The 20,512-nt window shown below is 48.2% G+C and carries 15 protein-coding genes; 4 read left to right on the top strand and 11 right to left on the bottom strand.

Features of this window, described 5'->3' with window-relative positions; genetic code table 11:
* Positions 1–66: 66 nt before the first annotated feature.
* The 5 genes from AM231_RS01740 to AM231_RS01720 all read right to left on the bottom strand — a co-directional run bounded on the left by AM231_RS01740 (position 67) and on the right by AM231_RS01720 (position 6,764).
* The gene (locus AM231_RS01740; RefSeq protein WP_054401040.1) at positions 67–1,062 is read right to left on the bottom strand and encodes an ABC transporter permease; all 996 of its coding nucleotides are present in this window, start codon (positions 1,060–1,062) and stop codon (positions 67–69) included.
* Positions 1,059–2,549: a sugar ABC transporter ATP-binding protein gene (locus tag AM231_RS01735; RefSeq protein ID WP_054403511.1), complete on the bottom strand. Its 1,491-nt coding sequence runs from the start codon at positions 2,547–2,549 to the stop codon at positions 1,059–1,061. The genes AM231_RS01740 and AM231_RS01735 overlap by 4 nt, the downstream gene beginning before the upstream one ends.
* Before the next feature lie 143 nt (positions 2,550–2,692).
* Entirely contained in the window at positions 2,693–3,811 is a 1,119-nt protein-coding gene (locus AM231_RS01730; protein ID WP_054401039.1) for a sugar ABC transporter substrate-binding protein, read from the bottom strand.
* A 354-nt stretch (positions 3,812–4,165) separates the two neighbouring features.
* Positions 4,166–4,801, bottom strand: a complete 636-nt coding sequence (locus AM231_RS01725; RefSeq protein WP_054401038.1) for an SGNH/GDSL hydrolase family protein — start codon at positions 4,799–4,801, stop codon at positions 4,166–4,168.
* 220 nt (positions 4,802–5,021) lie between these two features.
* Entirely contained in the window at positions 5,022–6,764 is a 1,743-nt protein-coding gene (locus AM231_RS01720; RefSeq protein ID WP_054401037.1) for an ABC transporter ATP-binding protein, read from the bottom strand.
* A gap of 144 nt (positions 6,765–6,908) precedes the next feature.
* Between AM231_RS01720 and AM231_RS01715 the strand changes: the two genes are divergently transcribed.
* The 3 genes from AM231_RS01715 (at position 6,909) to AM231_RS01705 (ending at position 11,759) form a co-directional block, all read left to right on the top strand.
* Positions 6,909–8,351 carry an ABC transporter permease gene (locus tag AM231_RS01715; RefSeq protein ID WP_053489600.1) on the top strand — a complete coding sequence of 481 codons (1,443 nt, stop codon included), beginning with the start codon at positions 6,909–6,911 and terminating at the stop codon, positions 8,349–8,351.
* Positions 8,352–8,364: 13 nt separating this feature from the next.
* A complete protein-coding gene (locus AM231_RS01710) occupies positions 8,365–9,873 on the top strand; it encodes an ABC transporter permease (protein WP_054401036.1) in 1,509 nt (502 codons plus the stop codon).
* A gap of 65 nt (positions 9,874–9,938) precedes the next feature.
* The gene (locus AM231_RS01705) at positions 9,939–11,759 is read left to right on the top strand and encodes an ABC transporter substrate-binding protein (protein WP_054401035.1); all 1,821 of its coding nucleotides are present in this window, start codon (positions 9,939–9,941) and stop codon (positions 11,757–11,759) included.
* On the opposite strand, the gene AM231_RS01700 is transcribed toward AM231_RS01705, so the two are convergent.
* From AM231_RS01700 to AM231_RS01685, 4 genes are all read right to left on the bottom strand, one after another.
* Positions 11,741–12,034, bottom strand: a complete 294-nt coding sequence (locus AM231_RS01700) for a hypothetical protein (RefSeq protein ID WP_054401034.1) — start codon at positions 12,032–12,034, stop codon at positions 11,741–11,743. The two genes, AM231_RS01705 and AM231_RS01700, sit on opposite strands and share 19 nt — an antisense overlap.
* A 359-nt stretch (positions 12,035–12,393) precedes the next feature.
* Positions 12,394–14,952 carry a beta-mannosidase gene (locus AM231_RS01695; RefSeq protein WP_054401033.1) on the bottom strand — a complete coding sequence of 853 codons (2,559 nt, stop codon included), beginning with the start codon at positions 14,950–14,952 and terminating at the stop codon, positions 12,394–12,396.
* Between the two features lie 291 nt (positions 14,953–15,243).
* The gene (locus AM231_RS01690; RefSeq protein WP_054401032.1) at positions 15,244–16,284 is read right to left on the bottom strand and encodes a LacI family DNA-binding transcriptional regulator; all 1,041 of its coding nucleotides are present in this window, start codon (positions 16,282–16,284) and stop codon (positions 15,244–15,246) included.
* A 224-nt stretch (positions 16,285–16,508) separates the two neighbouring features.
* Entirely contained in the window at positions 16,509–17,423 is a 915-nt protein-coding gene (locus AM231_RS01685) for a hypothetical protein (protein ID WP_054401031.1), read from the bottom strand.
* Between the two features lie 490 nt (positions 17,424–17,913).
* Between AM231_RS01685 and AM231_RS01680 the strand changes: the two genes are divergently transcribed.
* Positions 17,914–18,930, top strand: coding sequence for an S-layer homology domain-containing protein (locus tag AM231_RS01680; protein ID WP_054401030.1), 1,017 nt, complete (start codon positions 17,914–17,916; stop codon positions 18,928–18,930).
* A 96-nt stretch (positions 18,931–19,026) separates the two neighbouring features.
* On the opposite strand, the gene AM231_RS01675 is transcribed toward AM231_RS01680, so the two are convergent.
* Positions 19,027–19,452, bottom strand: coding sequence for a VOC family protein (locus AM231_RS01675; RefSeq protein ID WP_054401029.1), 426 nt, complete (start codon positions 19,450–19,452; stop codon positions 19,027–19,029).
* 107 nt (positions 19,453–19,559) lie between these two features.
* A complete protein-coding gene (locus AM231_RS01670) occupies positions 19,560–20,438 on the bottom strand; it encodes a putative RNA methyltransferase (protein WP_341271599.1) in 879 nt (292 codons plus the stop codon).
* Positions 20,439–20,512 lie beyond the last annotated feature (74 nt).

The raw sequence follows: 20,512 nt of genomic DNA, 5'->3' as shown, positions 1-20,512 counted from the left end.
GGACAGTCCTTATAGAATTGTAGCTGAGTTCCTAATCTACTGCTAGACAGCCACCGTAAGTATACTTTAGTGTCTCTTCTTATAATAGGTCAGAGCAAGCGCCAGTGCCAGCACAGAACCCTTCACGATATCCATCGCATAATACGGCACCGACAGCATGATCAGACCATTTTGCAAAATACCGATCAACACCGCGCCGACGAAGGTTCCCAGTGCATTCGGCTTGCCGGCACCGAACACGGAGTATCCGATGAACGTCGCGGCCACTGCATCCATGAGGTAAGGCCCGCCGGCATTGACTTCGGCAGTCATCACCCGTGCCCCAAGAATAATTCCGCCGATGGCAGCAAACAGTGCGGAGACCAAATAGGCAATCAAACGATATCTGCTTACCGGAATGCCGGACAACGCCGCAGCTTCACGATTGCCTCCGATCATATACATATACCGACCGTGCTTCGTATAGGTCAAGAACAGATGGACCACGATGACCACCAGCACCATGATGACGATGATCCACGGCACTTGTCCGATCTTCTCGAACATGGCAGGAATTTTCCCTGTGGCAAAGTCCCCGCCGGGCATGATCATATTTTGGGAAACGGTGGCGCCGCGGGTATAGGTAAGTGCAACGCCCTGGAATATGAACATCGTGGCCAGAGTCATCAGCATATCGTCAATCTTGAAATTGATGACCAGAAAGGCATTAATCAATCCAACGGCCAGACAGAACAGGAGCGTGAGGCCAATGCCGATGCCGATATTTTGCCCATGCCAGACGAACATCGAAATGACCAGCGCATTCGCCAACGAGGCTGTGGAACCGACAGACAGATCAAAACCGCCAACAGCCAGCGATACGGTCAATCCAACCGCAATAATGGTCACAATTGAGATCGAACGGAGGATGTTAATGATGTTGCTTGTATTCAAAAAGTTGTCGGCGACACTCCCAAATACAGCTATAAGAACAAGAACCGTCATCAACGTGCCATATTTATACAGAAAATCAAAAGCGAAATTAGCCGCCGGCTTTTCCTTAACAGGTCTTGCTGTATTCATGTCAACCCGCCTCCTGTGCAATAAAGCAATATTTCCTCTTCGTTGGATGTCCGTGTCGTGAGCTCCTTCGCAATGCGGCCGTCATACATCACATACACCCGATCGGTGATGCCTACAATCTCAGACAGCTCGCTTGAGGCGTACAGCACGCATTTCCCCCGCTCGGCCAGCTCGGCCACCAACCGGAATATATCCCGCTTCGCACCAACGTCAACTCCCTTGGTCGGCTCATCGAATATGTATACATCCGCATCCACCAGCAGCCATTTGCCGATCGCTACTTTCTGCTGGTTCCCCCCGGACAAATTCTTCACTCTTGCTCTTTCATTCGGAGTCTTGACTCCAAGTGACTCGATGATCTCTCTAGCCGCCTGTTTCTCTTTGCCAAAGTTAAGCCAAGTTCCCCATTTGGAAAAACGGGACAGCACCGCGGCCGTTACGTTCACGGACACCGGTTCATCCACGAACACGCCTTGGCGACGGCGTTCCTCAGGGACCAATGCAATGCCGTGTGAAACGGCATCGTACGGCGAACGGATGCGCAGCTTCTTCCCTTTCAGCGTAATCTCGCCGGTCGAAGTTTCGGATGCTCCGAATATGGCCCGGCACAGCTCGGTTTTCCCGGCTCCGACAAGACCGGCCAGTCCAACGATCTCCCCTTGACGAATATGGAGGTTAACGTCATTGATTTTGCCTGGATCCTGCATGTTCTTCACTTCGAACCAAACGTCGCCGATGTCTCGCTTTGCGTGAGGGAACTGCTGCTCCATCTTGGAGCCCAGCATGTATTCCACTACCTTCGGCTGATCGATATTTGTGATGCGGTCACTTTTGACCAGCAATCCGTCCCGCATGATCGTAATGTCATCGCAGATGGCATACAGCTCCGGCAGACGATGTGATATAAAAATAATACCGACCCCATCCTGCTTCAGCTTAATCACCAGCTTGAACAGCTGCTCCGTTTCACTGTGGCTGAGCGGAGCGGTCGGTTCGTCCAGCACGAGAATTCGGCACTGTTTGGAGACGGCTCTGGCAATGAGCACCATCTGCTTCTCTGCCAGCGTCAGCTCCGATACCAGCTTCCTGCTCGGAACCTGGATGTTCATCCGTGCAAGAATCGATTCGGCTTCCTGATGAAGCTCCTTCCAGCGGATCAATTGCCGTTTACCCATATCATGAACGGTCCGGTCAAGCATGATGTTCTCTCCAACCGTCAGATTCGGAATAAGTGCCGTATCCACTTCTTGATAAACGATCTGAATGCCGAGGTCCTTCGCTTCCTTCGGTGAACGAATGTCCACTTTATCCCCATTCATCCAAATCTCGCCCTCGTAGTGGTTGTATGCCCCCGACAGAATCTTCATTAATGTTGATTTTCCTGCGCCATTCGCGCCGATCAGCGCATGGGCCGTTCCTGCCGTCGTACGAAAATCCACGTCGGTTAATGCCTTCACACCTGGAAAAGAGATCGATATACGCTTCATTTCAAGTAAGGGTGCCGCACATGACAAGTCGCTCACTGCGGCCGTTGTTGGCTCAATAACGCTTTGCAAGTGTATTCTTCCCTTCAAATAGGATGGGCGCTCTTATCGATGACTGATAAGAGCGCCTGTATGGATATTGCTGTTTATTTGCCGCCCGCTTCCTTCAGCGCCTTCATCCAGTCTTCTTCGAACTCGGTGCTAATTCCCCAGTTAGGGATAATATCAGCCAGATTGACCATATTGACCGCTTCGGCTGCTCCCTCTAGGCTGGAGCGCTCAATCAATACAGGCTCCAGATTATGTACCGCAGGTGTTTCCTCACCGGCAATCTTCTTGGCCAACAAACGGACATTGATCGCGCCAATCATCTTCGGATCAACCGCAGCCGTAGCCACCCATGGACTGTCTTGCTTCTGAATCAGTTCAAGATCAGCATTGGATACATCAATGCCGTAAATTTTGATCTCCGTGCGTCCCGCTTCCTCCAAGGCTCTTGCCGCGCCGATGGCGAATGCATCCCAGGTTGCGAAGATTGCATCGATTTCGCCTTTTGGATATTTTGTCAGAATAGCGGAGACCGCATTTTGCGTATCCAGCGAGGTCTGATCGCTTGCCACGCCAAAACGCTCCACTTCCTTAATGCCAGGGTTATTCTTCAGAGTTTCCTGATATACGGTATTGCGGCGAACCATCGGTGGGAATCCGTCAACCCAGAGATATATAATGTTGGCGTCTGGTCCCTGCTCTTCTACCAGCTTATCGAGCGCGAGCTTCGCAAGCTGCTCGTCATCCTGCGATGTCTGGGTTACCCCTGCAATGTCACCAATTTCCGGCAAAGAGTCGAAGGTGACAACGGGAATACCTTTATCCGTAATATTCTTCACGTCTTGAACCGATGCAGGGTCGTCTCCGTGAGATATGATGAATCCATCGTAATCACTGTTAATGGCTTGTGCAATCGCATCATGAAATTTGGCTGAATCGCCGTTTGCCGAGAAGGTATCTACCTTAAACCCCAGCGCCTCGCCTTCTTGTTTCGCCCCAGCCAGGAATTGGGCCGTATGATCATCCCCGCCGATCTTTCGAACGACCATCAGCTTTACCGGATCTTTCTCTGCAATGCCTGCTGGCAGGTTCTCAACCTTGTCCGCCAGTTTTCCGGATGCTTTACCACCGCTGCCCGACTCAGTGCAGCCAGTCAAGACGATCATAAATGCAAGCACCAGCGTCGTTAATTTCCTTACATGTTTAAAGCCTCTCATGTCTCTCTCCCCCTGTTATCCGTAAAAAATGAATATTAATACAAGTAATCCTATAGGATTTAACGGAGGACGTCAACCATTATTTTCTTGCTTTACTGTGCTGCATTAAACAAGCAAAAAAAATAAAAGTTATTTCTAACTCTCATCAGCCCTTCATCTATTCCAGTTTTAGACTTAATCTCTTTCATTTATATATGTATCGGTAGCTGCGAGCCCATGTTTCATACCCACATTCAATTCCTATACAAAAAGAGCTGCGGGCAGCATCAAAACCATGCCCGAGCTCTTTCTATTCCATTACATTATATAAGCTATTAGCCACATCATGCCCAGCGATGATTGACCTCCAATGTACTAGCCCAGAGAGACTCCCATCGTTTCAAGCCAGGCCTTGGCAATCAGACCATGTCCAGCTGGTGACGGATGCACACCATCGGGCGCCCAGAACGCAGCTTCACGGCGCACCGACGCGGCCGCAAACAATCCATCAAGCGGCACCAGCAGCGCTCCGTATTCAACCGCCAATTCGCGGGCCGCCGTGATTTTTGGATCGAGATCCTCGCGCCACGCTCTGCGATCCTCCGGGTGCGGCAGCACGAACGGTTCAACCATAATCAGCTTGGCATCCAGCGCCTCTTTGGTCCGTTCAATCAATTTCCGGTACCCGTCTTTAAAAGCCTGGGTGCTTGTCGGGTCCCCGCTATCATATCGGCGCCATGTATCGTTGATTCCAATATAGATGGATAGCCAGTCCGGTTTCAGATCCAGGCAATCCTCCTGCCATCTCTCATTCAAATCTACGACCCGGTTACCGCTAATCCCTTTGTTCAAAAAGGTCACGTTCAATTCTGGGTATTGCATACCGAACAACGAGTCGATCAGGAGCGGATAACCATTCCCCAAGCTGCCGGAATAGTTCCGGTCACGACCGCAATCCGTAATGCTGTCCCCTTGAAATAATACGACATCCCCTTGCTGCAAAAGATTCATTCCATTCCCTCCTCATCTGTATGCTGCTAATGTACGTACAATTGGAAATTCGTAAGCTCATTCTCGTGAGAACGCTTCCTAACATTAGATATTTGCCATGGGGTGCTCAATTCCTCTTAAAAAACATGCCAAACGTCAAAAAAGATCATGTATGGCTTGTCCGCTCTACTTCGAACAAAAAAAACCTGTCCCATGACGGGACAGGTTTATGATTGATCGATTAGGCTCCGGTTGGCATGGCTACCCAGTGGCCTTCCGATATTTCCACAAGCTCCGAATGCTCGAGATTATATTTGTCCTCTCCGGTGCGCTCTTCCAGCAACACCCGTTTTTTCTTGGCTTCAATCTTCGGGTCGGGCACGGGGATTGCAGCGAGCAGGGACTTCGTATACTCATGCTGCGGATTGGAATAGAGCTCCTCGCTTTCCGCGAGTTCGACGATTTTGCCCATATACATTACGGCAACGCGGTCACTGATATGCTTGACCATCGACAAGTCATGCGCAATAAACAGATAGGTCAGGCCCAGACGATGCTGCAGCTCCTCCAGCAGCTTCACGATCTGCGATTGGATCGACACATCAAGCGCAGACAGCGGCTCATCGCACACGATAAATTTCGGTTCCACTGCAAGCGCACGGGCTATCCCGATCCGTTGGCGTTGTCCGCCCGAGAACTCATGCGGATAGCGGGTAGCAAAAGCAGGATCCAATCCCACCATATCCAGCAGCTCCTCGACCCGTTTCTTCCGCTCTTGCTTACTGCCTGTAAGTTTATGAACGTCCAGGGCCTCCCCGATAATGTCCACAACCTTCAATCTCGGATTTAGTGAAGCATACGGATCCTGGAAGATCATCTGCATATGTCGCCGCATCGTCTTCATCTCTGAAGGCGTAAGGCGATTGACGGACATTCCCTGATACAGCACTTCCCCACCTGTCGGCTGATGAAGGCGGAGGATCGCTCGCCCCGTCGTTGACTTTCCGCTGCCGGACTCCCCAACGACTCCGAGGGTCTCCCCAGCCTGAATGTGAAAGCTGATATCATTCACCGCTTTGAGCACATTACCTTTGCCCATATCAAAATACTGCTTCAAGGATTTCACTTCTAATAGTGGTCCTTGGTAATCCGTGCTTGGCACGATGATCGGAGCAGGCTTCGCCTTCTTCTTCTCGTCCAAACGCGGCAATGCGTTTAACAACTTCAAGGTATAGGGATGCTGGGGATTTTCGAAAATTTCCTCTGTCGTCCCCGTTTCCACAATAACGCCGTCCTTCATCACCGCCACGCGGTCGCACATGCCCGCTACGACGCCAAGATCATGAGTAATTAATATAATGGAAGAGCCGAAGCGCTCCTGCATATTTTTCATCAAGTTAAGAATCTGGGCCTGAATGGTAACATCAAGCGCCGTTGTAGGTTCGTCCGCAATCAGCAGCGCAGGTCTGCACGCCAACGCGATAGCAATCATAACACGCTGCCTCATGCCGCCTGAGAACTCATGCGGGTATTGATTATAACGCGCTTCACTGTTCGGAATACCAACCAGCTTCAGCATCTCTAATGCCTGTTTCTTCGCTTCCTGCTTGGATAGCTTCTGGTGTTTAGCCAGTCCTTCTGCTATTTGCTCTCCGATCCGAATGGTCGGGTTAAGAGAAGTCATAGGATCCTGAAAAATCATCCCGATATCGCGTCCCCGAATACTCTCCATCTCTTTCTCTGATTTCTCAGCCAGATTCTGGCCAAGGAACAGGATCTCCCCATCCTTCATATAAGAAGGCGGAGACGGCAGCAGCCGCATGATCGAGCGTGCGGTGACGCTTTTGCCACTCCCGGATTCCCCAACGATTCCCAGGGTCTCCCCCTTCCTGACTTCAAAGCTGACCCCGCGAACTGCATGAAACTCCGAATCTCGGGATTGAAAAGCTACACTCAAATTTTTAACCTGCAATATCGGTTCCAATTCTGCTCACCTGCCATTATGCGTATATGTCATTAGTGTAATAGCTATTACTCTCATAATCTATTGACTTTTAAAATATCCTAAAATAAAATATACTATATCACTCGGAATAATGCAATTTGACACAAGGAGGAAAGGCATCTTATGGGGGGGACAGAAGCAGCAAGACCAAACAGACTCATAAATTCGATAAGCAGCACATACCGCAAGATTCTGCTCAATCCTTCTTATAAATACTTACTATTAATATTGGGGGCACCCGTGAATCTGGTGGTCTTCCTATTTTATTTGGTTCACAGACAGAAGGATGATTACACGGCGGCTGAGAACCGCATACGCAGCGAGATGCTTGCTGCCGGGTATCTGGAAGCACTTCGTTCCGAGCTCTTGGCGCAGCAGAAACGCAAGCATGACTTTTTCAAACAGAGGATCAATGAAGGCCAGCTTCGGCAAGAAGTCGACAAGATTGCAGAAGCAAAGTTCCAGGAAGTCCTTAAAGAACGGACCGCCAGGGAACTGAAGCTGAACAATCAGAAACGGTTGACGATGGCCGATACATTCGAATCTCTTATTGAGAATCCATTGTTTTTTATTATATCACTTATCCCGGGCCTGCTTATGTACATCCTTATTTTTTTGTACAGCAATCCCTATCTAAAATATATTTTAGAGCGGCTCGTTATGACGATCTTCGTTATCTTCGGTGTCGCGGTGCTTGTCTTTACGATTCTGCACTTATCGCCGTTCAATCCCGCAGCCAACATACTCGGTGAGACGGCAACGCCGGAGCAAATCGCTGCTTTTAACAAAATGCACGGGCTTGATCATGGCTATCTAACGCAGCTATGGAACAATATCAAGGGAATCGCCTATTTCGATCTCGGCAAATCGTTCTCGGGTAATGAGGAGATTACCTCAAGCATCGCAAGAAAGTTCCCGATTACGCTGACGCTCACGGTCATCTCCCTGATCATCGCAATTGCAATCGCATTGCCGATCGGAATTATTTCGGCTACGAGACCGAATTCGTTCTTTGACTATACCTTTATGTTTGTTGCGCTGCTGGGACTGTCCATTCCAAGCTTTTGGCAGGGTTTGATCTTTATTCTGAACTTCTCCATTAAACTGCATTGGCTGCCTGCTACCTTTAATCCGGACAACTGGTTGTCCATGATTATGCCGGTGATCGTGCTCGGGACAGGGCTTACGGCTTCGGTAGCCAGAATGACGCGTTCCTCAACGCTGGAAGTTATTCATGAAGATTATATGATCACTGCCAGAGCCAAGGGACTCAGCAAGGGTACCATTCTGATGAAGCATGCGGTCCGCAATGCCATCATCCCGATTATTACCGTTATCGGTCTTCAATTCGGCGGGATGCTAGGCGGTTCTGCCGTTACGGAGAAGGTATTCAACATTAGCGGGATCGGAAGTTATATCGTAGACAAACAATTCATTCCGGACATCCCGGCCATTATGGGCGGCGTCGTTTATACAGCCATTACTATATCGCTCGTGAATGTCATCATCGATATCTTGTACGCGTTCTTCGATCCAAGGATCAGGTCCAAGATGAAACAATACTAAAGCAGGTGTGCTCATGATCAAGAAGCTTCTTTCCAAACAAGAAACCAAGCACCAGCTGAAATCCTCACACGAGTACAGTCAAGCCAGCTTCACATGGGTTATCTCTTTGACCTTAACGGTGATCCTGCTTCTGAACAGCTTTGATTTCACTGGGGGAACCATAAAACCATGGGTGTTCACCGTCTTTGCGGTCTACGCCGTCTTTACTGTCATTCAGATTATCCTTACGCTGCTCATCCGCCGGGATCTTCTCAGCCAGGGAGAAATCCGGCGATCAACGAGGATGCTGGGCTGTATCCAGCTGCTCAGCATCGTTACAGGAAATCTGTTTACCGTTGCTTTCGGATTCAATCTCATCAAGAAACAAAAACCGCCTGAATATTCGATTGCCGTTTATATGCTGTTGACTCAGCTGTTTGTAATCGCCGTATCGGCGCTGAACTTGTTCAAGCCTTACGTCTCAAATACATTCCTGCCAGCGATGGCTGTGCTCCTGATAATCGCAGTCATTCACCTGGTCGCCCTCATTCTCGTTGCCAGATATGTAAAAGCGGACTACGCACATCCGGGATTGACCTGGCTTGCCTTTCCGCTCATTCTGACTGCGATTACGGGTAATATATTTGCCCTGGTCCTTGGCATCAACCTGCTTGCGAAGATACGCAAGAACGGCAATCCGGCGATGACCCGCTGGGGCGACGTGTGGGTGAAGCTTACTGCTAACTCTACAGCCATGTCCGGATTGTTCTTTGTCATCTTTCTATTCTGTCTATCGGTGAGCAGTCTGTTCACCTTCGACTACAGCATGGCTATTGATAATAACTACAGCGCCATTCTGCAGCGGCCAAGCCTTGCATACCCATTCGGTACGGACAACTTCGGACGGGATTTGTTCTCGCGAATCGTATTCGGAGCCCGGATCTCACTCATTGTCGGATTTGCCTCTACGGCGATCCCCGTTGTCATCGGGGGCGTGCTTGGTGCCATTTCCGGATACTATGGCCGTCATACCGATAACATCATCATGCGTTTGCTTGATGTATTGTACGCTATTCCGGGCATCTTGCTCGCCATTGCGATCATTGCTGCTTTTGGCGCCAATACGGTCAACCTCATCCTGGCACTCAGCGTAGGCGCTATACCTACTTACGCCAGAACGATGAGGGCGAATGTGCTCCTGGTCTCTACCTTTGAATATATCGATGCAGCCAGAGCATTTGGTTCCAGCAATTTTTCAATTATATTCAAGCATATTGTCCCGAACTCACTCGCACCCATGATCGTCAAATCAACGTTAACCATCGGTGCAGCTGTCATCTCAACGAGCAGCTTGAGTTATTTGGGTCTTGGCGTTGAGCCGCATATTCCCGAATGGGGGAATATCCTCAAGATTGGAAGCACATACCTAGAGACGCATTCCTATCTTGCCATTTATCCGGGACTAGCCATTATCGCGCTTGTTCTATCCTTTAACTTCCTAGGGGACGGCCTGCGAGATGCGCTTGATCCTAAACTGGATTAAAACTCCAGTGCAACACTGACTTTGGTTTCAAAACATTTTATATACATCTCAGGAGGGTATCACCAATGAAAAAAAGTTCTTTGCTGTTCCTGTTCCTCTCGCTAGTCATTGTACTGGCTGGATGCAACGTAAAGACCAAAGATGATGCGCAGCAAAATCAGCAAGAACCATCGGATACAGCCACTGATACGTCCGGTGTGACGATTGAACTGCTTGGCATGAGCGCAAACGAATCGGATGTCAACATCATTCGCGACCAGCTCACAAAGAACGGCTTCAACGTGAAGCTGAACCTGCAGCCGGACTACGGCAGCTACAAGGCCCAGCAGGATGCGGGCAATTACGATGTCGCACTGTCCAGCTGGACAACCGTTACAGGTAATCCTGACTATGCGGTACGTTCCCTCTTCAAAACCGGCGGCGACTACAGCATCATGTCGGATGAAGAAGTGGATAAACTGATCGACCAGGCAGCTACACAAACGCCTGAAGACGCAGTTAACACCTATAAACAGCTCGAACAACGTCTCGTTGCAGACAAAGCTTACATCGCACCATTGTACATCTCTCTGAAGAGCCAAGCGTTCAACAAGGATGTACTGGACGAGAATTCAGTCCGTCTCTCGAAATCCCGTTCCCTGCCTTGGGAAGATGTTGATTTCAAAGACCAGTCCAAGCGTGCATCGCAGCCGCTGATTCTGTCCCAGTCCATCTCCGAATTGACTTCTCTTGACCCGATCAAGGGGAATGACGGTTCCATTAATATCATTAACACGAACATGAACGTACGCCTGATCAACCTGACCGATGACGATAAGATCACATCCGAAGGATCACTGTCTTACAACCATGCTATTGGCGAAGGCAACTCGGAGTACTATTTCATTCTTAGAGATGATATCGACTTTGCTAAAATCACAAACAAAAAAGCAGAAGATTCCGGCGAGCGCGTAGGCGCGGACGATGTCATCTTCTCCCTGAACAGAGCCAAAGACAAGAACTCGGTACCGGATCATCGTACCTATACGCTTCACGAGCACATTAACACCGTTGAAGCCGTAACGGACCTGAGCCCACTGGAAAACACCAAAGTTTCCGGTGGCAGTGAAAGCGTCAAGGAAGCGCTGGAAGCTGGCCTTGATACCAAGATCACTTCCCTCGTGGACGATAAGAATCAAGCAAGCACGAAAGACGGCAAATACCAAGTCATTAAGTTGACAACAACTGAACCGTTCCCGCAAGTATTGAACTACCTGGCTCACCAATCGGCCGGTATCGTATCGAAGAAACAAGTGGAATCTATTAATACGTATGATGTAGAGAAATTCGATGTGAACAAAGACATCCCTTACGGTGACCAAAACACGGTAACCGAAGGTGATAAATACAACAACACACTGTATGCCAGCGGTCCGTACATCCTGTCTTCCAAGAATGACTATGAAGCGACCTTCTACAAAAACCCTGGCTACATGAAGGGCACCAAGCACGAACCAAAGATTGAGGAGGTGAAAGTCCGCTTTATCAAAGATGCGGACAGCACGCTCTCCGCTCTGCGCAGCGGTGAAATTCACCTGTACTACGGCGTGCCTGAAACGAAGTACGATGTGGTTAAAGGCGACAGCAAGCTGAAGCTGCAAACCATCGAGAGCAATGCCGTCTCCTACTTGCTGTTCAACACGAAGAATCGTGATGTGGCAACAAGCGATGATTTAAGAAAAGCCGTCCTCTACTCCATCAATCAGGATGAGATTTTGGCTTACTACAACAACAACAAAATCAAAGCCTACTCCACCCTCAGCCCGATTGTTAAAACCGGCAACGAGCTGACCGCCGATCCGGCGAAGGTGAAGGAATTCTTGGGAGCTTATAAAGCGAGCAAGTAATAATCGAAGACGACATTAGCGAAAAAGCTGATGTCGTCTTTTTTGATGCGAGGTTTATAAGGGCCTCTTACTTCTTGCTCCCATAGCATCGCTATGTCCGCCTGTAGTTTTTTTGCATCGCTCCGCATGCGGATGATTCTTCCGATCTCTGTTGCCCCCAGATTTCCATGAATGAATAGGCATCGTAGAAATCCGGGGGCAAAGGAGAACGCTGCCGCTTCTCCAGAATCATTCCGCCTTCTCCGCTGGAGCACTATCTTTAGGTAGACATTCATTGTTGGCATTTCTTCGATGCACTTCAAGTAACCCTAAAAAAACGAACGTTTAAAAAGACGAACGATTGGCGGCGGCGCAGCTATTCTCGCTCTTTTTTGGAGGGGGAGTGAGAGGGGAAGTCGTTCTCTACTAGGTATATAAGAGTTATTGACCAAAGATTAAAACATTAATTACTGGCGCTTGATACTGTCTACAGCTCGAGCAATCCTTCGTGGAACTAGTGATAACCACCCTGTATGCCCGGGAATGCGTTTATCCCGAATCTCTTCTATACCACAACCTCCGCCATGTAAACAAGCCGCTCCTTCACCAGAAATGGTAAAGGAGCGGCTCTTTTTCAGGGGATTTATTATGTTCTTTAAATCGTCAGTACCATCGCCGGGTCGATGCAGTCCGCCATGGAACGAACTTCGACTTTACCTGGCTTGTCAGATACGAATGCCTGCTCTCCGTTATCTCGGCGGCTGAAGGAAACCGTCATGGGAATGCTTGGAATCAGATCGAAGAAATTGTCGCTGTAGAAGCCCTCCTTCTCAGCGGATAGCCAGACATGGCGGGCAACCACATTGCTCTCCAGTACAAACGTTGTTCCTTGGCTCCCCTCGACCTCTTTCACACTGATGGTCGGGTTGTGCAAACGAAGATGCTTGTCGTTTACGAAATAGAATGTTTTGCTGTCGGCCACATCTCCATCCTGGAGCAATTGAGCCAGAAGCACGACCTGGGATGGATCATGTCCGTCAAGCAGCTCATCGGCCAAGGCACGGAATACTATGAGTGACGCTTGCTCTTCCGCATGGATTGACTGCTCGGATACATGGAGCTCTTTGCCGCTAAAATCGAATAGCTGAATCTTCAGCGTGCCCTGAATTGCCTCCGAAATATCGGATACAAGGTGAACCCGAATCACTTGATCCTTAGATTCGATCGATAGGCTGACATCCCGGAAGCTGCGCTTGGCCACATACTGCAGAGCTTTCCATCTGCCGAGGTAATCCATACCCGCCCATGAAGCGACCGGCCAGCAGTCATTCATCTGCCAATACAGTGTGCCCATACAGTACGGTTTGTTGCGACGATGGGCTTCAATCGCCATCTTCATCGCTTCAGCCTGCTGAATTTGGCTCATATGCAGGAAAGCTTCGAAATCTTTTGGCTCATTATAGTATTGATCCATGTAAGTCTTGATCAAGCGGTTACCAGCACCGTTCTTCTGATGCGCCAGCATGACTTTCGACTCCAGTTCCATATCGCTGTCTTCCGCATACGTGCGCACCGTTTTCGGTTCCGGAAAGGACTGGAACCCGTATTCGCTCATGAACCGGCCGACATACATATTGTAGTTATCAAACGGCTCCGTGTTATGCCACACGCCCCAGTAATGAATATCTCCGCTCGTTGTAGACGGATTGGCATGCTGTTCCTTGTCATGACTGAGCGATACGAGCGGAGAGGATGGCCAATATTCCGCTCCCGGCGCATAACCAGTTACGGCCTCAGGAAGAATCTCATGGAATACCGCTTCGTAGTCGCTCCAAATTTTCTCACGAAGTTCCTCAGTATAGTCCTGCTTCCAGCCCCAGCCGCCATTCTCTTCATAGTGCGACCATGCGCTATCAATCTCATTGTTGCCGCACCAGAGTACAATGCTCGGATGATTACGCAGCCTCACCAGATTCTCCTCGGCTTCCAAACGGACATTCTCCAAAAATGCTTCATCGCCCGGATACATGCTGCAAGCGAACATGAAATCCTGCCATACCATAATTCCGTATTCATCACACAGTTCGTAAAATACGTCCTGTTCATAAATACCGCCACCCCATATGCGCAGCATGTTCATGTTGGACTCCGCAGCGGACGCGATTTCATGGCGATAACGTTCGGCCGTGACTTCCGTTATGAAGCTGTCGTTAGGAATATGATTTGCTCCCTTGGCAAATACAGGCGTGCCGTTGAGTTCAAAATAAAAGGAAGTGCCTCGCTCATCCTTCTCCCGCACTAGCTTGACGGTGCGCACGCCTGTCCTAACCTTTTTCTCCGCAATCAACCGCTCTGCCTTCACAAGTTCCGCCTGGAAATCATACAGATTAGCCTCGCCAAGCCCGCGGCTCCACCACAGCTTCGGCTTAGCAATCGCAAGTTCCAGTTCAACCGTATGACACCCCTCTGAAAGATTTACTTCCTTTTCCCATACCTGACCGTCTGCCTTCACACGCAGCATCCCTTGCCAAGCCTGCACCGCTTCTATAGTAGCTGCAGCCGTAACCCTTGCCATTTCAGTCGTAACCTCGTCCTGACGGATGAACAAATCATCTAGACGGACTTCCGACCAGGCTTCAATGCGGACTTCCCGCCAGATGCCACTGGTCACAAACCGCGGCCCCCAATCCCAGCCGTAATGATAAGGTGCTTTACGTGCAAAAATACTTACTTTCTGATCACCTAGACCTCCAAGCTCAGACTGATCATTCGAAGCTGGCAGCGGATACCCGAGCTTCTCAAGCTTCGGTAGATCCTCCTGTATAGGGGATCGGAAGCGAATGTTCATCACGTTACCGGTAGCCTTAAGATGCGATTTCACGTCGATCCGCCATGTACGAAACATATTACCCGCGGAAAGCACCTTCGTTCCGTTCACGAAAACATCCGCATAGGTGTCCAAGCCATCAAACACGAGATCAATGCGGGATTGAGCACTCAGATTCGGGTCCAGATCAAACGTCGTCTCATATTCCCAATCCTTCTTGTCGATCCACTGCAGATCATGCTCGTTCGTCCCGTAGAAGGGATCGGGGATCTTGCCGTTCTTCAGCAGGTCAGTATGAACGCAGCCCGGCACCTGAGCCGGAAGCCACTCGGTTTCGTCACACGCTTTGAATTTCCATTGGTTTAAAATCATAATGTTATTATTCATGATGGTCTCTCCATCTCCTTTTCGTTATTAATGTTTTAATAAAAATAACACCCGGGTATATAATCGTCAATATCAATTATCATAATAATAACAATTTAAATAACAAATGTATTATAAACAAAATATCTAGATTGGGTTCCTTATCTGCGATAAGTAGCTATATATCAAGTAAATTAATAAGTTCATATCTTTATATCTCCACTCAAATTCAACTCCTGTGTTATTTTGTTATGAAAAACCCCGATGTCATAAACGACATCGGGGTCCACACAAAACAGGATATAGAGCTTATTATTGATCTGTATTGCGCATTACGTTAGTGAATTCCCTAACAAGAACATCAGCCTGGATTAGCAGTCTCTCATAGTTCGTATCGGGATTCAATATACGCCAAAGTAATTGATCTACGGCACGCATCCCGAGCAATTCCTTATCTACATTTACGGTTGCCATAATCGGCAGGTGATCATAAGTGTTATCAAATCCGGTCACTTGTACCTGGCCGGGTACATCAATGCCTTGTTCCTTGAGTGCGTCCATAACGAGTACTGCTGTCATATCATTCGCGCATACAAACACTTCCGGCAACTCTATGCCGGCCAGCGCTTTCGACAGCGTTTCGGATATATTCTCAACCTCGGGACTAATCAGAGAAGGTTCCTGCTGATGCTCTATTCTATATTCCGCCAATGCGAATGAGAAGCCGATCCAGCGCTCATAGAAGCTTTGGGCATCTTCTATATTACCTATAAATTGGAATTTATTATAACCTCTACTGATGAGCTTGGTCATAATTTGCTTCATGCTGTGCATATTGTCAGTGAATACGGTGTCCGATTGGAATGCAGGGTCCATATGGTCCACCATCACTACAGGGATGTTGAGTTTCTTGATTTCCATTAAATTTTGCGTGGATACTGAGCCTACCGTCACGATCCCGAGGATTCCTTGCGGGTTAAGAAGACTGAACATATGGTCATTAGAAGGCTCCGTCAATGTCAGAATATCAAGCCCCTTTTGATTGAGCCGTACAGATATTCCGTCAAACACCGGTCCCCAATACAGCGATTCGCGATTTTGATAACGAACATTCGGAAACAGGACAAGGACGGCTCCCGCCCATTTTCTGTTCTCCGGCTCCTGGAGCTGCTGACTTCTTCCCGTTGATGGATTGGGCTGATCTTTGAAATATCCCAGCTGCCCAGCAGCCTTCAGAATCATTTCCCTCGTCTGCGGGCTGACACCCGACTTCCCTGATAAAGCGCGAGACACCGCAAATTTAGACAGGCCTGTGAAATCGGCAATTTCTTGAATTGTCACTTTCGTTTTCATTATTATCAACCTACTTAAGTAAGAATTTGTGTTTCTATTTGGCTGTTATTTGTGTTATCTTTTGTTAGGTTATAGACATAATAGTATTTGAAAAGACAGCCGAAGTCAAAGAATTCTCCTGTATTTTCCTATTTTCATTTTTACAAAAATAAAAGCCGTCCGTGTTGGCCTCTTCAGACCTTTCCCGGACAGCTCTCTATCTTAAGTGCACATATTATATAATATTACGGTTTCTCTACAAGCAGCGCTTCCCACTGCAAGCCCTCTCCAGTGATTTCGATCCGCAGGTCAGATATGCTCTGAAGCGTCTCCTCCCGGCGTGTCTCGAGGGCAAGTACGGTATCTTTATATAGCTGATCTATTGATTTCTGTGCCTCTTTCTCCATACTCGCTATTTCGGACTTTCTGTCCGCATTGCTCTCGGACAGTTCTGCCGTGTATGCCTTAAACAGTTTACTGTACTGATTCTTGGCTGTCGCCTTACTGATTTTGCCCCGCGCATATTTCCACATTGGGCTGTTTAGATAAGAGGAACTGGACGCATTCTTGAGTTTCCACATCGAACTGTTTAGATAAGACTCACTGACCGTATTTTTCATTCTCCACGCTGGGCTGTTCAGATAATGAGGGTCAATCGCCTTCTTGTATCTCCACATCCAGCTGTTCAAGTAGTGTTCATCTACTTGCTTGCTGAGCCTCCAAAGCGTGCTATTTAGATAGTGACGGTCTGCAGCGTTCTTGTACTTCCACATTGGACTGTTTAAATAATGAGGATTGATATACCGTTCATATTGTGTCAGCTTATTATTCAAATCGCGGTTTCCTTCGTATCTCAACTTCAGCTGGGACAGATCGGCCTGCAGCGTCTCATTCCACTGTTTTTGATCATCCAGCACTTTTTTCTCCAGCTGGTTCAGGGACGCTTGACTTGCATCATAAAACTGCTTGTACTTCTTATCTACTTGCTTCTGATAAGCGTTATACGCATTTACCGTCTTTTTATTATAGGATTTATACTCGCTCCATATTTGATTAATCCATTGCTGATCGGCTGCATGAACTGCTGAAAGCGGCATTAATACTGAAACGGCCAGCAACAAACTGCAAATGATCAAACATGACTTTCGAAACAATCTCATCGAATACCTCGCTCCTCTTCTCAAGATAGTAGAAAACCGTCTATCGACGCTCTCTCTCCGTAGACTAACTACATATACGATGTGTTAGCTAAGCGGGATAAGAATGACATCCCTCAGCTGCTTATGCTTCTTATCTCATGGTCAAGGGATATTTTACCTAAAGATATGACATCTTCCAATAGGAATTCTGGACCCCTAACTTTGTTACTACATTCTCCATGGCTCATGATCGCTTTCTAATGAGATGGAAAGAGCATCTTATCCCCATGACTATTCCAAAAACCCGGGTATATTTAAGGATACTCCTTACCTTAACTTCTACATGCAGGCACACCCTTAGTCCTGTAGTCCCTAAGTATCGACAAAGTTAGTTAGCTAGTTACAACAGCTCATCTTTTGTCAGATCTGCTTCTAGAGGCTTGACCACCTGAAAATCACACTTATACAATGTATTTTGTAGTATTTTACAAATTGTAGATGGAGGATGAAGATGTTGAAGTTCAGGACACTTTGTGTGCCTATACTCCTGGCTGTCTCTTTGTTCGTGGGAGCTGGCAGCGCTTTCGCAGGGGTTACTTTTCGGGATATGGAAAACCACTGGGCAAAAACGACCATTGAATGGGGCGTCGACAAGGGGATTGTCAATGGCTATGCCAACGGAATGTTTATGCCCAATCAGAATGTGACCGAGGCTGAATTCATTCGCATGCTGGTTGTCGGCATCACGGGCAAGGACCTGCAGGAGAACTATTTGACCGAACTTTGGTCGGATAAATATTATAATTTTCTGCATTTCAAGAACTACCCTGTACACGGATTCGCTGACAAATCCAAGCGCAGCCAATACATAACACGGGCCCATGTGGCCGAGCTGATATCCAGCGCCGATGGCGTGAATTACGACGGAAATCAGGCTATTCAGTACGTCTTGGGTAAAAAGTATGCACAAGGCCGCATCAAGGGCGAGAATACGATTGAAGGCTATGTGGGCAGCGGCACCATTACGCGAGCCGAAGTGCTTCAGCTGATCAAAAATCTGACCGACCGCGGAATGTCTAACCTGTATGATCGCCCTACTGCTCTGAGTGCGGACGCCATGCTTCCGAAGCTGCCAACGCCATGGGATATATACCGGGACGAGATGTACCTCGTGATTCGTCAGAAGGTATTCTCGAAATACAGTGGTTACCGCATCTATGACGACGGATTGAATAAAATCATCATGACCAGCACGAAGCAAACCAGTGAAACGGATTATGCCGTATCCGTCCAATTCGAGCCGCAGATTATGCAGTTCAGCGGGATTGCGCTATCCAACGCTGCCGATAAAACACAGCGTAGCATGCTGACCGAGCTCCTTCATCTGTATGGCTTCCCGGTCGATTCCTCTTTCCTAGCGAAGGTAGACTCTGCCGAGAAGAGCAAGAAGGTGATCGATCCGCTTGTGGCAAGCCCTGCCGGGCATGTCCAAATCTACTATAAGTGGTGGGATGAGTCCCGGGCTTAGATTAGGAACTCCATTTAGCTCTAACCCAAAAAATGCCCTGACCGCAAATGGTCAGGACATTTTTTTTATTAAGCCAGCAAGAGTGGCATCTGCTTTCTACGCTTCAACTTCGGTCGAGATATTCCAGTTTACTCCGTATTTATCCTCTAGAATTCCGTAGGCAGGACTCCAGAACGTTTCCTGCAGCGGCATAACCACCTTGCCGCCTTCGCTCAAAGCTTCATATATCTGCTTGGCATGCTTGGCATCATCCGTCATGATACAGATCTGGACCTGATTGCTGGATTGGACCGGTTGACCGGGAAAGGTATCCGATAACATCAACACCGTCTCACCGACCTTAAGATTTGCATGAGATACACGGTCCCTCGCGCTCTCCGGCAGCGGAAAATCCGAGTTCGCGGGCATTTCGCCAAAGGTTTGAACCATGACGACTTGGGCATTCAAAGCTTTTTCATAGAATTGGATCGCTTCCTTAGCGTCTCCATCCATGATCAAATACGGATTCATTCGAAGTGTCATGCGTTAGGCAACCACCTTTTTTTCATATTTACACGGTACTCCTATTATCCCCTAACAGGTTTAATTTAGCAAAATATAACGGTGTTTTTCGGCAAAAAGACCATACGTTATCCCTCATTCCGTCCATACAAAAGCATGAAGTCCGCCGTGACCTCCGTCTCTTCACCAAGTATTTGTCCAATAGCTTCAGGTGAAGCGTCCCAGGATAACGGCGTCATGCGAATTAGCTGTTTCATCTGGTCGGCATCCAGGACGACACAATACTGTACCCGCTCAGCATCCACTTGCTCAAAGTGACGGCTGAACAGTTCAATTGTGCTGTCATTAGAGTAAACTTCCTTGCCTGTCCCTGTATACAACAAGGTTCTAAGCTCCTGTAAATACAAGCTATTCGGGATTATCTTCACCAAGGCTCCGCCTCTCGCAAGCACCCGTCTAAACTCCGCATAATTGGAAGGCGACAGAATATTCAAAATGTAATCAAACTGCCTGTCAGCAAACGGACTTTGGGATAAATCGGCCACGCACCATATCAAATCCGAGGATGTCTTGGAGGCCATAACAATGCCTTCTTTAGCAATATCCATGCCCACACCAACAATATCAGGCATACTGGAGTGCTCGGCAAGCTTTCGTTTAATGGCGGATAGATGGGAGCCCTCCCCGCAGCCTGCATCAAGCAGCCTTATAGGTTTCTTTGCTTCCCTCGAATTTAGTTCCCGAATCAGGCGATTTGTTACCGCTTTTACCAAGGGGTCAAAGAAACCGCTGCCGCTGATCGCTTTGCGGGCCTCAAACAGTGCCTTGTCATATCTGGTTCTGGATGAATGGTTCAGCAGATTTACATACCCCTGCCTGGATAAATCATAGCAATGCCCATTCTCGCATTCCAGGCTGGCCGCTTGTTTTACCTTCATGGGACCGCCGCAAATCGGACATCTAAAGATCTTCTCATGTATCGATAGCAGTTGTGCTTTTTTTAACATTCTTTCATTATTGGACACAGCAAAATCACCCTTTCATTCGATCGTACGAAATGAAAAAGGCACAGAAAAATAAA

It is taken from the genome of Paenibacillus solani (genome assembly GCF_001277345.1).
Classification (GTDB): Bacteria; Bacillota; Bacilli; order Paenibacillales; family Paenibacillaceae; genus Paenibacillus_AQ; species Paenibacillus_AQ solani.
The sequence above is the reverse complement of the archived record's forward strand: the minus strand, read 5'-3'. Positions and strand labels throughout refer to the sequence as shown.

Excerpts from the sequence above, each read along its gene's own strand:
- AM231_RS01725 (WP_054401038.1), bottom strand. The coding sequence starts at position 4,801 with ATGAATCTTTTGCAGCAAGGGGATGTCGTATTATTTCAAGGGGACAGC.
- AM231_RS01690 (WP_054401032.1), bottom strand. The coding sequence starts at position 16,284 with ATGAAAACGAAAGTGACAATTCAAGAAATTGCCGATTTCACAGGCCTG.
- AM231_RS01730 (WP_054401039.1), bottom strand. The coding sequence starts at position 3,811 with ATGAGAGGCTTTAAACATGTAAGGAAATTAACGACGCTGGTGCTTGCA.
- AM231_RS01715 (WP_053489600.1), top strand. The coding sequence starts at position 6,909 with ATGGGGGGGACAGAAGCAGCAAGACCAAACAGACTCATAAATTCGATA.
- AM231_RS01710 (WP_054401036.1), top strand. The coding sequence starts at position 8,365 with ATGATCAAGAAGCTTCTTTCCAAACAAGAAACCAAGCACCAGCTGAAA.
- AM231_RS01695 (WP_054401033.1), bottom strand. The coding sequence starts at position 14,952 with ATGAATAATAACATTATGATTTTAAACCAATGGAAATTCAAAGCGTGT.
- AM231_RS01735 (WP_054403511.1), bottom strand. The coding sequence starts at position 2,549 with ATGAAGCGTATATCGATCTCTTTTCCAGGTGTGAAGGCATTAACCGAC.
- AM231_RS01705 (WP_054401035.1), top strand. The coding sequence starts at position 9,939 with ATGAAAAAAAGTTCTTTGCTGTTCCTGTTCCTCTCGCTAGTCATTGTA.
- AM231_RS01740 (WP_054401040.1), bottom strand. The coding sequence starts at position 1,062 with ATGAATACAGCAAGACCTGTTAAGGAAAAGCCGGCGGCTAATTTCGCT.
- AM231_RS01700 (WP_054401034.1), bottom strand. The coding sequence starts at position 12,034 with ATGAATGTCTACCTAAAGATAGTGCTCCAGCGGAGAAGGCGGAATGAT.
- AM231_RS01675 (WP_054401029.1), bottom strand. The coding sequence starts at position 19,452 with ATGACACTTCGAATGAATCCGTATTTGATCATGGATGGAGACGCTAAG.
- AM231_RS01680 (WP_054401030.1), top strand. The coding sequence starts at position 17,914 with ATGTTGAAGTTCAGGACACTTTGTGTGCCTATACTCCTGGCTGTCTCT.
- AM231_RS01670 (WP_341271599.1), bottom strand. The coding sequence starts at position 20,438 with ATGTTAAAAAAAGCACAACTGCTATCGATACATGAGAAGATCTTTAGA.
- AM231_RS01685 (WP_054401031.1), bottom strand. The coding sequence starts at position 17,423 with ATGAGATTGTTTCGAAAGTCATGTTTGATCATTTGCAGTTTGTTGCTG.